This is a genomic window from Streptococcus agalactiae ATCC 13813, assembly GCF_000186445.1.
GTDB lineage: Bacteria > Bacillota > Bacilli > Lactobacillales > Streptococcaceae > Streptococcus > Streptococcus agalactiae.
Genome location: NZ_GL636070.1, coordinates 61,716 through 74,069 on the forward strand (window position 1 = coordinate 61,716; position 12,354 = coordinate 74,069).

Consider the following 12,354-nt stretch of genomic DNA (forward strand, 5'->3'; position numbering starts at 1 on the left):
GGTTCTATAAAAAAATTTACTAATTCTCTATTGGTGGTTAGAATTAAGAATCTTTCTTATTATAATCGGAAATACTTATTAGATGTCTATTTGTATTTAAGGTTTAAGAGACATAAAAACTTGATTCAATATTATTTTCATGATACAATATAGCTTGTGTGAAATAACAGCAGAAAAATATGAAGCTCGTCAACAGGTGGTTAACTAATCTAGTACCCTTTGCTGTTTAGGCGAAAATCCCCTGCACGAATCAGGATTTTTTAAATCGTTATTTCCTCAATTATTTTAGAGGAGGACATTTAGATGTCACGTTATACTGGTCCATCATGGAAACAATCACGTCGCCTTGGTTTATCACTTACAGGCACAGGTAAAGAATTGGCACGTCGTAACTACGTACCTGGTCAACACGGTCCTAATAACCGTAGCAAGCTTTCAGAATATGGCTTGCAGTTAGCTGAGAAACAAAAACTTCGTTTTTCATACGGACTTGGTGAAAAACAATTCCGTAACTTGTTCGTACAAGCTACTAAAGCAAAAGAAGGAACTCTTGGTTTCAACTTTATGGTTCTTTTAGAGCGTCGTCTTGATAACGTTGTTTATCGTTTAGGACTTGCAACAACTCGTCGCCAAGCTCGTCAATTTGTTAACCATGGTCATATCCTTGTTGATGGTAAACGTGTTGATATCCCATCATACCGCGTTACTCCAGGACAAGTTATTTCAGTTCGTGAAAAATCAATGAAAGTACCTGCAATCCTTGAAGCTGTTGAAGCTACTTTAGGACGTCCAGCTTTCGTATCATTTGATGCTGAAAAACTTGAAGGTTCATTGACTCGCCTTCCAGAACGCGATGAAATTAACCCAGAAATCAATGAAGCACTTGTCGTTGAATTCTACAACAAAATGCTTTAATTTTAAGATTAAACTTACTGAAAGCCTACAACAGTGGGCTTTTTCTCTTATCTTAAAACATTGATTTCTGGGTTTGCTTACTTTTTTGCTAACTTTTGATTTTTTTGCTATATTGAGTTAATTGCTGTTTCAAAGAATGAGACAGCTTTTTTTGCATTCTCTTTTGATAAATGGCTATAAATATCCATAGTCATAGATAGAGTAGAGTGCCCTAACCTATATTGGAGTTCTTTGTAGGGGATACCTGTGTTGAGCAATAAACTAGCGTGAGTGTGACGAAAACCATGAAAGCCTATATTCGGTACATTCGCTCTTTTAAAATGTGTTCTTAATCGAGTTTGTAAGGTTCTATTGTTGGGGTACTTATGGATAAAATCAGAAAATACCACTGTTTCTGAACGACCTAACTTCCATGCTTCTTGAATCTGTCTTCGTCTATACTGCTTAAGCATTGTAATTGTTTGACTATCTATGTCAATATCACGATAGCTTGACTTTGACTTTGGACTATTAATTTCTTGCTTGTAATTTAGCGTTTTTGTGATATGAACAACGGCATTATCCAAGTCGATATCTGACCAGTTTAGAGCTAACGCTTCATTAATGCGACAACCTGTAGCTAACAAAAACTTATAAAGTGTGACTTCGTAGAAGTTTCTATATTTACTTTTATCTAGATTGTTTAAGTAGTTGAAAAATGTTCTTAGCTCATCATTTTCAAAATGCTTTACTCTTTTAGTGTTAGCTTTCTTAGTGTTGCGAGGGAGAATGACCTCACGAGCAGGGTTGAATGGTATAGCTTGCATGATAACACCATATTGTAGTATACGTTTATTTAGCGCGTGTATTCTGTCATAATGGAGATAAGCTTTTCTTTCTCCTTTATTAGTTTTATCAGCTAGTTTATTGATGATAGACTGTATAAGTGGTGTCGTTAACTTATCAAGCTTATATGCTCCAAAAATTGGTATGACATGAACGGTTAACAGCTTTTCAGTAGCTAGCTGAGTATTGTATTTTACGGTATGTTTGTAACTATCCCACCATAAGGTTGCAAGTTCCTGATAGCTTGTTACGGAAGTAGCTTTGAAGCGAGTAGAACCATTTTTTATAAACTCAACAGCTCCTTGCTTAGCTTTTTCTCTAACTTCTTTCTTAGTTCGTCCTGTTATTTTAGTGGTTACTTTCTTACCTGTTACTTTATCAGTACCAAGATAAACACTGGCACGATAAATTACCGTACCATCTTTCTTTTTTACTTCATTTATTTTCACGATTATAAACCTTTCCATCAGCAGGCAAGCTATTATTAAAAGGGTTTTAGATTAGTTTATATCATGGTATAATAACGGTATCGGGTTAATATCCGAAATATTATAAATAGAAAATTGTGATATAATATTAGACTTTTAAGACCTTGCGAGCGTAAAAACTTGTGAAGTCTTTTTTGTTTGGTTTTGTAAGGTATAGAGAGTTTCAGAAGAAGTTTTGCATGTCTAAAAACTAGATCAAAGTTTACATAGATTCGAGCTCTTGAAAATGATTGCCTTTGGTACTCTGATAGTAGCTATCATGAATAACAAGAATAAATAGAAAAACCGTCCCACACTTTAGTCAATCGTGGACGGTTTATAAAAAATATAAACAAATACGGTAAGACTACCGTCTTAAACGGTGTTACCACAGGAGATTGTTTGCGCAATCTCCTTTTTCTATGTCCATTATGGCTTTGTTTGATAAAGAAGTCAAAGGGTATAGTTAGAAAGTCTAGTTTTTAGCGCTCTTGGCGTTCCTTAACATTACCTAAATGCTTAACCACAAGCTTTCAGAATTTTTTCTAATTTAGTATCTTTAAGGTTACCCCCCATCATTAAAAAATGTTGTTCAATCCCAGTTTTGAAACCGGTGGGAAGGGTCAACTGTCCAAATATTTGCTTTTTTTCTCACACGACCCCCCTCCCCGAGGATAAGAATACTAAATTATCACATCATTAAAGAGACAAACGTTTCTAACTGCCATTGCTTTTATTGGAGGAGTAGTTGCATAAGTTGGAAATCGATTATACTTTTGCAAAGTGAATGATGAAAATAGCTCATGAATTACCAAATTTCCCGACGTTGGGAAATATCGGAACAGAAGCTCTCTACCTTATTGCCACCCTTCCAGATGACCAAAAGCAAGAACAGCTTGAATAACCTATGGCTTCCTATGGTGGAAGGCTGACGCTCCTGAATCGTTCAACGTTGAGAGATTTGGCAACTCCGTTGACATGTTGCTGTAGTCCCTAAATGTTGGTACGTGCCAACATAATACGTCAACCTATTTCAATAGTCCTAAAACGCTCGGTAAATTCACTTAAAGAACTTGAAAAAACTTGATATATCGGTCGTTTATTAATTTATTTTTTCCGTTGTGATAGCTTCTAAGATCAGTAGACTTTTTTAGCATATAGTATTCAGAAATCGGACTTTTCGGCTCTCCTAAAAGGTTGTTAAAGATAATTATTTGGTGAAAAATGATGGAATTTCGAGTGTGAACAGAGAGCGAACTCCGAGAAATTGGCTTGAAGCTAGAGCGAAGTAAGAGAAATATAGTAAACGGTGTTTCATATTGAGGGAATAACTCATGGATGATAAGTACTATCTCCATTATCACTGCTAGTTGTGTCACCAACCTGATTTTCAAATTCATTCGGTGCATAGTAATCTCTTGAGTCTTGGATTTCCTTAATTGCAGAATTTAATTCCTCTTCCGTCATTTCACTTGATGAAGATGTATCACTTGAATCTTCCACACCCCGAGTGCCACCTCTACCACCACTATTTGAAGTTTCACTGCTTGACTGTGATTCCTGACTTTTGTCCGTAGTTGATGAAGGTGCAGGCTGTTCTTGTGTACTTGTTTTTGTATTATCTTTGCTAACTTCTTTCTTCTTGGAGTCTTTGGTAGAACCAGAATTTTTTGATTTAATTTCTATCAATTTTTCATATATTTTTTGTGTTAAAGATTTCTGTTGGCTTGCTGTTAGATAGTGAGATGTCCTAATAACAACAGTTCCAAATACATAGTGAGAACCTGGATTAAACATACCTGCACTGTCAAATGCACTCAGGTATATATTACGTTTTTCTGCTTCTTCTTTGGTTTTAAAAACCTCAATATTTCCTCCTGCATCGGTCCCCTTATCGAGCACATCCTTACCTTCTACAGCTTCAGTTACCTGGTTATCAGTAAAGTAGATTGAGGCAGTATAACCACCTTGTTTATTTAGTTTTCCATTAGGGTCATTGCTTTCTGTCACTGACTGAACGCCTGTAACTGTATCAATCTCTTTTAAGCGCTCCTCAACAAAACTTTGACTGGGATTGGTTATTTGGGCTAGTTGCTTAACACTATTTGTATATGCTAAAGAACTATCAGCTAAAGACTGAGTAGCTTTTGAATAATCTATTGGTTGATTAAGCGACTTGGTTTGTTTCTTGATAGCTTCGGTTTTATCTGCTACCTTTGGAATTTCTCTTAAGTCACTTTTGGCAGTTGCTACTGCTGCTTTTAGGTTGTCTAAAGTCCTTACATCTAGCGGCTGCTGGTTTGACTTAACGAGCTTTTCAGCTTTGGCAATCTCACTTTTTAGCGTCTTATTCTTTGACTTAACTGTCTGAACAGCTTTATTAAAGTTTGTGACAGCCTCTTGGTGAGGGGCGTAACTTAGGAAATAATAAGCTGAACCACCACCAATAGCTAGCAATGCGACCAGCACAACAATAATTCTCTTTTTCATGTTTGTTTCTCCTCTATGCGCGTGAGTTAATGCGGAAAATCAATATCTAAACCCGCTAGTCCCTCTAAAATATTTATTATGCTTTCCCTTTCTTTTGGCGTTAGTAAAGAAAAATAAAAAATAAGCTTTTTAAAAACATTTGGGGTATCCCCACCGTCAATAAATTCAATAAATTTCTTTGTATAAAGCGTTTAAATACAGATACCATGGTTTTATTTATATAGATGAAACCCTTGAAAATACTGGCGCGTGGGTTAGAATATTTCCAATTTAGAGTCTGTTTTATTATTCTGCTTTTCTTGTTTTTCTAAGTCACTATAAAAATCTAACAAAATATTTGTAATCTGTTCGAATTTTAGGGAGTAAGTCCCTTTTTTTGCTGTTTCATAATGTGATAACACACTTACATTATTTTCGATAAACTGAATTGCTGCTAGAGTTTCCCTTTTTAGTTTTTCAATTTCTTCGGGATTTGTTAAAAAATGAAGATTCGTTATGACTTTCACCGTTGGTAAATCTTCTAATTCATTCAAGTTGCCATGAATAAATAAATCTAAGTCATCGCTATACCCCAACAGATACCCCACTGACACGTTAAAATAATCCGCTAGGGCTTGGGCTTTGTCTGATTTAATATCTGCTTTTCCATTCTCCCAGTTTTGCAACGTTCTAAAATGAACACCTATATCATCGGCTAGACCTTGCTGGGTCAAGCCTTTTTCTTTGCGTAACTCTTTTAATCTATTCATATATATCACAACCTTTCATTTATGATTATATCATATTGTGAAAGATATGCACAAAAAAAATATACAAAGGTTTAGAAAAACTATTGACGTGTATAATTTAAGTGTGTATAATATAAGATATAGCACAATTAAAATGTGCTAAAGGCAGACACAAAACTTATCACAACCTTTCACTGTCTGCTTTTATTTTTTTAGAGAAAGGAGCAGATACATGCTTATTACAGAAGAAATGGCGAAACGTGTACGGGTCAAGCGAGCGATTGAGCGAATGACTGCTAAAGATTTAGCGGAGAAGTTAAATACTACTCACGTCACCCTTGCTAAGGTCGAGCAAGGCGACTATGACGCCCCGCGCCGTATCTATAACGCTGTTATAGAATGGCTTGCTGAAGATTACTAAAGGAAGGACAACTTATTGAGAACAGAAACATGGAATGGATATGATATCCGATTTGTAGAGCACCAAGGCGAATGGTGGGCAGTTCTTGCTGATATTTGTCACGCGCTAGACTTAAAACCAAAACGTGTGAAAGAGCGTTTAGTTGATGAGGTCGTTTCAACCGACCACGTCGCAGACAGTTTAGGACGTCAACAAGAAATGCTAATTGTTAACGAGTTTGGAATTTATGACACTATTTTTTCAAGTCGTAAACCAGAAGCAAAATCATTTAAGTTTTGGGTATTTGAAACCATTAAACAGTTAAGACAAAGCACAGGCCTAGAGGGCTTCCAAGTATTTAGAATGTTTGATAAAGAACATCAGAAGCAGGCAATGAATAGGCTTGTCGATGGCTTACAAAATGCAACTAAGAAAGACCTTATCAAAGCAAACACTATCGTAAACAAAGCCGTTTCTGACCTATATGGTTACCCTAAGATGGTTAGTAAAAACGGGATGACAGAAAACATGTTGCGAGACCGTGAGTCTATCCTTGATGAAACGGTTGAACTAATCAAGGTTAAAGAAAAATACGGCTTAAATTTTAGTGTATCTGAAGCTATCTATAACCAAAACACAATAAAAAAAGCGCAGTGATGCGCGTGGATAAAGGAGAAATGATTATGAAAGCAACAACTTACAAAGAGTTGAAGAAATGGATTGATGAAGGTGTTGATTTAGCTGAGCTAGCACAGGGTTACGCTGACAAAGTACCAAATGCAGATCGCGAACAGTTTGAAGCAATCACACAGGAAATTTTCAACGTATTGGAAGGCGTATCGCTCATGCTTGATGACAAAGTGCTAATCTATAATCGCAAAGCAGAGCAAAAGCGTTTGAATGACATTGAACAAGGCAATTATTAATCAATAATCAAGAGCAACAAAAAAAGGCTTACCGAGACCAATCAGCACAGCCTTTAACTAGTATAACTAAACTCAAATAATAAAGCAGGCAAGCTATTATTAAAGGGGTTTTAGTAAAAGATTTGATAGCTAGATTATACCATATCTAGGATATTTTGACTACTATCCTTTAAAACTAGCACGAATCTAGTACAAGAAACAAGCAATCAATAAGAATACTACACAGAAAATAAAATTCAGCGAGAAAAGACATAATGAAATATAGAGTAGAAACAAATCCTTTTTCAAAAGATAGATACACTCCTGAACAGCTAGAAATGTTCAAAAATCGCCAACTCAGCAAAGATAAAGCTGAAGCATATTTCACTCGACTATATAGCCAACATATTGCTCGGGTGATTATTGCTAATGTAATGGCAGAGTATACGACTACATTCAGGAAAAGTGCCACTACTTTTGAAGAAGCATGGGGCGCTTTAGGTTATAAACAAACCACAGAGATTGTCTTTAGAGCCGTTAACGGTTTACCATGTTCAGAGAAAGACACAGGGGAATTAGAAACTTATTTAAGTGAGGTATCCGCATGAGGAGTATTGAAGAATTAAAAGCGATTGCTGAATATATTTTGGAACACACGACGGATAGTGAAAAAGCCCATTTTCCTAATATGACAAGAGAAGAAAAAAAGGATTGATAATTAAATATGGCAATTCAAGAACTTAACTTTACACCAACACAGACACTTATTTTATTCATTGTTTTAGGTCTCTTAGGGCTTCTCCTTAGCCGTTCTAAGTCTTTAATAGACATTGATTTACCAGAAGATACCCAAGCACCTAAACCACCTCAGAACGCAAACTATGGGGCTTATATTCAATCACAGAACCATTATTACAATTAGAGAGGAACTGCATGACAACGGAAGAATATTTTAAAAAATTGCTAGAAGATAGCGAAAAACATCCTACAAACTGGTTGAGTGATAGGGTTTTAGACAAAAATATCAAAATGCTAGATGAAGATATTGAAGCAGAGTGGGACGATTTTCCGTTATTCACGAAAAAAATATTTATCAATACTACACAACGTGACTATAACAAAGCTGATGCCGTTGTTAAATTTTTGGAATCAATGCCAATAGAGATGGAATATAAAAAAGTGCTAAATATAGTTATACAAGCATTGAACGAGTTAAAAGATAGTCTTAAAAATCAAGTGCTTGGTGTTATTGATAACCAAATCCTGTTTCCAAATGATAAGGAGGACACGAAATGACACTACCAGAGAATTATAGACGTGTCCTTAATCTGATCAAGGTTGGAGCAGACAATCCTATCACAGGGGCAGAGATTAGCTTAATACTGAAACTTGAAGAACGTTCAATCCAAAGTATCATCAGTAACTTAATCACGCGCTATAACGTCCCTATTGTCGCTATAAGACATGGGTTTAATCGTGGCTACTTCATCCCAGCTAATAAGGAAGAATTACTAGAGGGTGCCAAAGCCTTTTATAACCAAGTACAAAAAGAACAAGAACGTTTGTCTGTATTAATGAATGCGGATCTAGAGAGTTATAAGAAGTTACTGAAGGAGGCTGATATGAATGTTTAGTTTAAGTAAAGAGAGTGAACAGGATTTAACTCAGGGGGTACTGGAGCTGGTAGGAAATTACCTGGAAGTACGTGAGCAAACCCAGCCCAGACTATTAGGGTTGATAACAGCCCAGCAAATTAAAGATGAACTAGGCATAAAGGCCAAGACATTAAAGCGTTGGGAAGATAACGGTCTAAGACGATACCAACCACCACTAGAAGATACGAGGAAGCATTACTATAAAGTCAGTGATATTCTTATTTTTTTGGGGGTGGATACGTAAATGGCTATTTATGAAACAAGAGGTTTTAGTTCTTATCTCTACCCCTACAAAGGACAGTTAGAACCATTTGACTATATTGCTCATTTTAAACCTTTGAAAACTCCTGAAGGCATCGATATTGAAGAATACAAGCGAACACAAGCTCCCTACTGCCTGAGTGGCAAAGTCACAGCAGAGAAAAACGGTAGCTATAAGCGTAATAATGCTAGTTTGGTTTACCGTGATTTGATTTTTCTTGACTATGATGAAATAGAAACAGGCGTAAACCTACCTAAAATCGTTTCTGAGACACTTTGGGAGTACAGTTATATTATTTATCCAACGATTAAACACACACCCAAGAAGCCCCGTTATCGTCTTGTTGTGAAGCCTAGTGACGTAATGACTGAAGCGACTTATCAACAAGTGGTCAAGGAGATAGCCGATAAGATTGGACTGCCTTTTGATTTAGCTAGTCTTACCTGGTCGCAATTACAAGGCTTACCCGTTACAACAGGCGACCCAGAGGACTATCAGCGCTCTGTGAACCGTGGTCTTGATTATCCTGTTCCTAAAAACGGTAGCACACCAAACAGACAGGTTGTTACTACTTACACGCCACGCCCTAGAAGTCAGCGTTCTATTACCATGAGGGTCATAGATACCTTGTTTAATGGTTTTGGAGACGAAGGCGGACGTAATGTAGCCTTAACTAAATTTGTTGGTTTGCTATTTAATAAATGGGTGGATTGTGATTTAGAGACGGCTTATGAGCTGGTACAAATAGCTAACAGCGTGACAACTAAGCCACTACCCATTGATGAGATAGACAAAACTTTTAGAAGCATACTCGATACAGAACTAAGAAAGAGAGGAATCAAGCCATAGAAAAGGAAGAATTGAAAGATTATCAAAATAAACTATCACAAGCCACTCAACCTGCTTTTGCCCCTGCATTCAGGACGCGAAAAGGTAGAGGAGACAAAGAATATGTCATTAGTAGCCCCTACAATGTCGGTAAGGTTTTTGAATTCTACGAAAATATCTTCACAGGTATTAAATACAACGAATTTGAAAAAACTATTGAAATCACTAAAACACTCCCTTGGTCTAAAGAAAAAGGGCTATGGACGAATGAACAGACCAGCCTTTGTATTGCATTCATTGATGATAAATATCGGTTTACCCCTCGTAAAGAACATATAGAGGTAGCTATTACCGCTTTAGCTAAAAAGAACTCTTACCACCCCATTAAACAGCGTATTGAAAGTCAAAAATGGGATGGTAAAGCTAGAGGAGAACGCTACTTTATTGATCTATTAGGCTGTGCTGATAATTCCTATAATAGAGAAATTGCCAAAGTATGGCTAACAGGTCTTATAGCTAGAATTTATCTCCGTAAAGTAAAGTTTGAAGTCGTTCCTATTCTCATTGATAAAAGACAAGGAACTGGAAAAAGCACTGTTACTAAGCGCTTGCTTCCTAGCTACCACACCGATTCAGAAATCAAGTTTGGTAAAAATGATAGTGATTATCAGAAGATACAAGCCAATGCCATCATCGAGCTAGGGGAGCTAAAAGGTATGTCAAAGGCAGAAATTGAAACGGTTAAAAGCTTCATTTCCTCAGATAGTGATACTTATCGTGAACCTTATGAACGTAAAGCCACTCCTCATCCAAGGCACTGTGTCTTTATCGGGACAGCTAACAAAAAATCTTTTCTTAAGGATAGTGGAACAGAAAGACGCTTCTTCCCTATTGAATGTGGTATCAATGACGTGGAAAAACATCCTATGGAGGTGGAAGAAGATTATTTCTTACAGATACTCGCTGAAGCCAAAGTATGGTTTAACAATTATGAACCACTAACACCATCTAAAGAGTTGATGAATCAGTTAGCTGATATTCAAGAAGATTATAAAGTTGAAGACGTTGACAAAGAAATCATTGACCAATTACTGAATGAGTTTCAAATTGTTGAAGGTTGGGATAGTTTATCACAGTATGAACAACGGCAATACGTCCTAAAACAGTTGGGAGAACCTTTAGATAATGCTCAAAGTTATAGTGACTACCCTTCTGCACAGACAAATTGCTTACTCCAGGTCACAAGTCCTAACCATATTGCTTATCTGGGGTTTAACCAAAAACCAACGCAAGGCGGTAAAGCTCTTATTTCTCAAAAAATACGTGACCATTTAGATAATGATGACGGCTGGAAAAAAGGAGAGAATCCCGCAAGAAAAAGACTATTTAAAGGTGGCACTCCCGTATCTTACTATGAACGAGTTTAAAAACTACACTAATACTACATAAAAACTACACGTAATAACACAAGCCAAAACATTGGTATTATAAGCTTTATACTCTATTGTAGTATTAGTAGTATTTAATACTATAGATAATAATATTTATAACTAATAGTGCGCGTGCAAAAAAAGAAAGTCTTTTGGTCAAATTAATGCTACTAAAAACACAAAATGTCAAAAACCCTTGATACAACTGGCTTTAGCCCTGTGTTTTTTGCTGTGCTATTTGATTTTTTAAATGTTAATAACACACATTTTAGAGAGAAAAGAGGGACATATGAATCCTAACTATACAAATCATGGCATAAAGAAAATGCATTACCATTATGATGACCTGCCAAACGACCAGCTATACCGATTGGAGCTTCCCAATGGTCAATGCGGTTATGACTTCATCAGCAAAATCAATTTCAACACCAAGTCTAAACCTGGTGATTGTGATTTTACAAGACCAGAACTCATACGCCGTGGTTATCGCTGGGTCTTTGACTGTGGCTTTGCTATACCCGTTGAGAAAGGAGAACAAACACAATGAAAATCAAGCTATTTTATCAAAAACACAAAGAATCACTGGATGATTTTGAATATCGAATCAATCAATTTACCCTATCGGTATCTGTGATAGACATTAAATTTTCAGAAGCAACTTATGGCAATTATGAAGACATGAGTACCACAACTTCTTTATTGGTCTTGTACAGGTAACTAAAATTACACACACGAGGCGGTAACACCGTCACTATACAAGGAGACTGCACCCTTTATAATGAGTTGGTCAAATATCTTCTATCTGGGCAACAACCAAACTGGGTAGCCATCATCAATTTATCAGACATTATAGCAATCACAAAGGAGAAATAACATGAGAACATTTTCAGACACACCAAAAACATTTACATTCCACTATACTTTTAAAGACTTTGATACTGCGCAAGTTGCCTGTCATGCCATTCTAGGGTATATGACTGGGAGCTATGAGCAACCAGTGATTGACGCAACTTATCACAATGATGATCAAGGTGGTCATGCTAACCAGTTAGTACTTGAATATGCCGAAGACAGAAAACTAAATAAGGTCTTCAAGCGTATCTGTGACAGCTTTAAGGACTATTACAACCAACCTGAGGATATGACGGATGAAGAACTTGATGACGTAGCTCAAGAAACTGAGTTACTAAAGGAGGTTGAAAGTACTGACAAGAAGCGCGTGGTTCCTTTATTTGACAATAGCCAAGAGAAAGCGGACAAACAAGACATATTCATGGCTTTCATCTCAGACCACAACCAACTCGCCGAACACGTTTCCATGAATTATAAAAAGATGACTCAAGAGGATTTAGGAGCTGTACTTGAATCTATCAGCCAAGGCTTTAATTATTTGTATGATATGGCTATTGAGGGTGAGTTACTGGTTAAATAAACAATCAGAGGGATTTC

17 protein-coding genes are annotated in these 12,354 nt (G+C 36.5%); 14 read left to right on the forward strand and 3 right to left on the reverse strand.

Translation table 11 applies throughout. The features are described 5' to 3' along the window. Positions 1–303: 303 nt before the first annotated feature. The gene (rpsD, locus tag HMPREF9171_RS112585; RefSeq protein WP_000092759.1) at positions 304–915 is read left to right on the forward strand and encodes a 30S ribosomal protein S4; all 612 of its coding nucleotides are present in this window, start codon (positions 304–306) and stop codon (positions 913–915) included. 107 nt (positions 916–1,022) lie between these two features. Here the strand turns inward: rpsD and HMPREF9171_RS112580 are convergent, their stop codons facing one another. The 3 genes from HMPREF9171_RS112580 to HMPREF9171_RS112570 form a co-directional block, all read right to left on the reverse strand. Then, positions 1,023–2,189 carry a tyrosine-type recombinase/integrase gene (locus HMPREF9171_RS112580; protein ID WP_000700115.1) on the reverse strand — a complete coding sequence of 389 codons (1,167 nt, stop codon included), beginning with the start codon at positions 2,187–2,189 and terminating at the stop codon, positions 1,023–1,025. Between the two features lie 1,350 nt (positions 2,190–3,539). Further along, positions 3,540–4,697 (reverse strand): hypothetical protein, encoded by a 1,158-nt coding sequence (locus HMPREF9171_RS112575; RefSeq protein ID WP_000746021.1) that lies wholly within the window; start codon positions 4,695–4,697, stop codon positions 3,540–3,542. A 254-nt stretch (positions 4,698–4,951) separates the two neighbouring features. Further along, positions 4,952–5,446, reverse strand: a complete 495-nt coding sequence (locus HMPREF9171_RS112570; protein WP_001080838.1) for a helix-turn-helix domain-containing protein — start codon at positions 5,444–5,446, stop codon at positions 4,952–4,954. Positions 5,447–5,657: 211 nt separating this feature from the next. Here HMPREF9171_RS112570 and HMPREF9171_RS112565 point away from each other — a divergent pair, with 211 nt between their 5' ends. The 13 genes from HMPREF9171_RS112565 to HMPREF9171_RS112510 all read left to right on the forward strand — a co-directional run bounded on the left by HMPREF9171_RS112565 (position 5,658) and on the right by HMPREF9171_RS112510 (position 12,337). Beyond that, a complete protein-coding gene (locus HMPREF9171_RS112565) occupies positions 5,658–5,846 on the forward strand; it encodes a helix-turn-helix domain-containing protein (RefSeq protein WP_000909160.1) in 189 nt (62 codons plus the stop codon). 15 nt (positions 5,847–5,861) lie between these two features. Beyond that, positions 5,862–6,482 carry a BRO-N domain-containing protein gene (locus HMPREF9171_RS112560; protein ID WP_001258611.1) on the forward strand — a complete coding sequence of 207 codons (621 nt, stop codon included), beginning with the start codon at positions 5,862–5,864 and terminating at the stop codon, positions 6,480–6,482. A gap of 26 nt (positions 6,483–6,508) precedes the next feature. Next, positions 6,509–6,751: a hypothetical protein gene (locus tag HMPREF9171_RS112555; RefSeq protein WP_000648623.1), complete on the forward strand. Its 243-nt coding sequence runs from the start codon at positions 6,509–6,511 to the stop codon at positions 6,749–6,751. 254 nt (positions 6,752–7,005) lie between these two features. After that, the gene (locus HMPREF9171_RS112550; RefSeq protein ID WP_000877494.1) at positions 7,006–7,338 is read left to right on the forward strand and encodes a hypothetical protein; all 333 of its coding nucleotides are present in this window, start codon (positions 7,006–7,008) and stop codon (positions 7,336–7,338) included. Positions 7,339–7,454: 116 nt separating this feature from the next. Then, a complete protein-coding gene (locus HMPREF9171_RS112545) occupies positions 7,455–7,652 on the forward strand; it encodes a hypothetical protein (RefSeq protein ID WP_001007348.1) in 198 nt (65 codons plus the stop codon). Positions 7,653–7,663: 11 nt separating this feature from the next. Continuing rightward, positions 7,664–8,026 (forward strand): hypothetical protein, encoded by a 363-nt coding sequence (locus HMPREF9171_RS112540; protein ID WP_000206025.1) that lies wholly within the window; start codon positions 7,664–7,666, stop codon positions 8,024–8,026. Further along, on the forward strand, positions 8,023–8,364 hold the full coding sequence (locus HMPREF9171_RS112535; RefSeq protein WP_000174503.1) for a hypothetical protein: 342 nt from the start codon (positions 8,023–8,025) through the stop codon (positions 8,362–8,364). The genes HMPREF9171_RS112540 and HMPREF9171_RS112535 overlap by 4 nt, the downstream gene beginning before the upstream one ends. Next, positions 8,357–8,629 carry a hypothetical protein gene (locus HMPREF9171_RS112530; protein ID WP_000492120.1) on the forward strand — a complete coding sequence of 91 codons (273 nt, stop codon included), beginning with the start codon at positions 8,357–8,359 and terminating at the stop codon, positions 8,627–8,629. Before HMPREF9171_RS112535 ends, HMPREF9171_RS112530 begins: the two co-directional genes overlap by 8 nt. Continuing rightward, the gene (locus HMPREF9171_RS112525; protein WP_001029302.1) at positions 8,630–9,496 is read left to right on the forward strand and encodes a primase alpha helix C-terminal domain-containing protein; all 867 of its coding nucleotides are present in this window, start codon (positions 8,630–8,632) and stop codon (positions 9,494–9,496) included. Positions 9,497–9,507: 11 nt separating this feature from the next. After that, the gene (locus HMPREF9171_RS112520; RefSeq protein WP_000656430.1) at positions 9,508–10,902 is read left to right on the forward strand and encodes a VapE domain-containing protein; all 1,395 of its coding nucleotides are present in this window, start codon (positions 9,508–9,510) and stop codon (positions 10,900–10,902) included. A 292-nt stretch (positions 10,903–11,194) separates the two neighbouring features. Further along, positions 11,195–11,452 carry a hypothetical protein gene (locus tag HMPREF9171_RS112515; RefSeq protein WP_001069293.1) on the forward strand — a complete coding sequence of 86 codons (258 nt, stop codon included), beginning with the start codon at positions 11,195–11,197 and terminating at the stop codon, positions 11,450–11,452. Further along, positions 11,449–11,622: a hypothetical protein gene (locus tag HMPREF9171_RS1000000113155; RefSeq protein WP_000694573.1), complete on the forward strand. Its 174-nt coding sequence runs from the start codon at positions 11,449–11,451 to the stop codon at positions 11,620–11,622. The genes HMPREF9171_RS112515 and HMPREF9171_RS1000000113155 overlap by 4 nt, the downstream gene beginning before the upstream one ends. Positions 11,623–11,779: 157 nt before the next feature. Continuing rightward, complete coding sequence (locus HMPREF9171_RS112510; protein ID WP_001258765.1) at positions 11,780–12,337, forward strand: hypothetical protein; 558 nt, start codon at positions 11,780–11,782, stop codon at positions 12,335–12,337. Positions 12,338–12,354 lie beyond the last annotated feature (17 nt).

What these genes read in the sequence shown, in the direction of transcription:
- rpsD (WP_000092759.1), top strand. Translation starts at nt 304, where the DNA reads ATGTCACGTTATACTGGTCCATCATGGAAACAATCACGTCGCCTTGGT.
- HMPREF9171_RS112540 (WP_000206025.1), top strand. Translation starts at nt 7,664, where the DNA reads ATGACAACGGAAGAATATTTTAAAAAATTGCTAGAAGATAGCGAAAAA.
- HMPREF9171_RS112525 (WP_001029302.1), top strand. Translation starts at nt 8,630, where the DNA reads ATGGCTATTTATGAAACAAGAGGTTTTAGTTCTTATCTCTACCCCTAC.
- HMPREF9171_RS112565 (WP_000909160.1), top strand. Translation starts at nt 5,658, where the DNA reads ATGCTTATTACAGAAGAAATGGCGAAACGTGTACGGGTCAAGCGAGCG.
- HMPREF9171_RS112550 (WP_000877494.1), top strand. Translation starts at nt 7,006, where the DNA reads ATGAAATATAGAGTAGAAACAAATCCTTTTTCAAAAGATAGATACACT.
- HMPREF9171_RS112535 (WP_000174503.1), top strand. Translation starts at nt 8,023, where the DNA reads ATGACACTACCAGAGAATTATAGACGTGTCCTTAATCTGATCAAGGTT.
- HMPREF9171_RS112555 (WP_000648623.1), top strand. Translation starts at nt 6,509, where the DNA reads ATGAAAGCAACAACTTACAAAGAGTTGAAGAAATGGATTGATGAAGGT.
- HMPREF9171_RS112575 (WP_000746021.1), bottom strand. Translation starts at nt 4,697, where the DNA reads ATGAAAAAGAGAATTATTGTTGTGCTGGTCGCATTGCTAGCTATTGGT.
- HMPREF9171_RS112510 (WP_001258765.1), top strand. Translation starts at nt 11,780, where the DNA reads ATGAGAACATTTTCAGACACACCAAAAACATTTACATTCCACTATACT.
- HMPREF9171_RS1000000113155 (WP_000694573.1), top strand. Translation starts at nt 11,449, where the DNA reads ATGAAAATCAAGCTATTTTATCAAAAACACAAAGAATCACTGGATGAT.
- HMPREF9171_RS112515 (WP_001069293.1), top strand. Translation starts at nt 11,195, where the DNA reads ATGAATCCTAACTATACAAATCATGGCATAAAGAAAATGCATTACCAT.
- HMPREF9171_RS112545 (WP_001007348.1), top strand. Translation starts at nt 7,455, where the DNA reads ATGGCAATTCAAGAACTTAACTTTACACCAACACAGACACTTATTTTA.
- HMPREF9171_RS112570 (WP_001080838.1), bottom strand. Translation starts at nt 5,446, where the DNA reads ATGAATAGATTAAAAGAGTTACGCAAAGAAAAAGGCTTGACCCAGCAA.
- HMPREF9171_RS112530 (WP_000492120.1), top strand. Translation starts at nt 8,357, where the DNA reads ATGTTTAGTTTAAGTAAAGAGAGTGAACAGGATTTAACTCAGGGGGTA.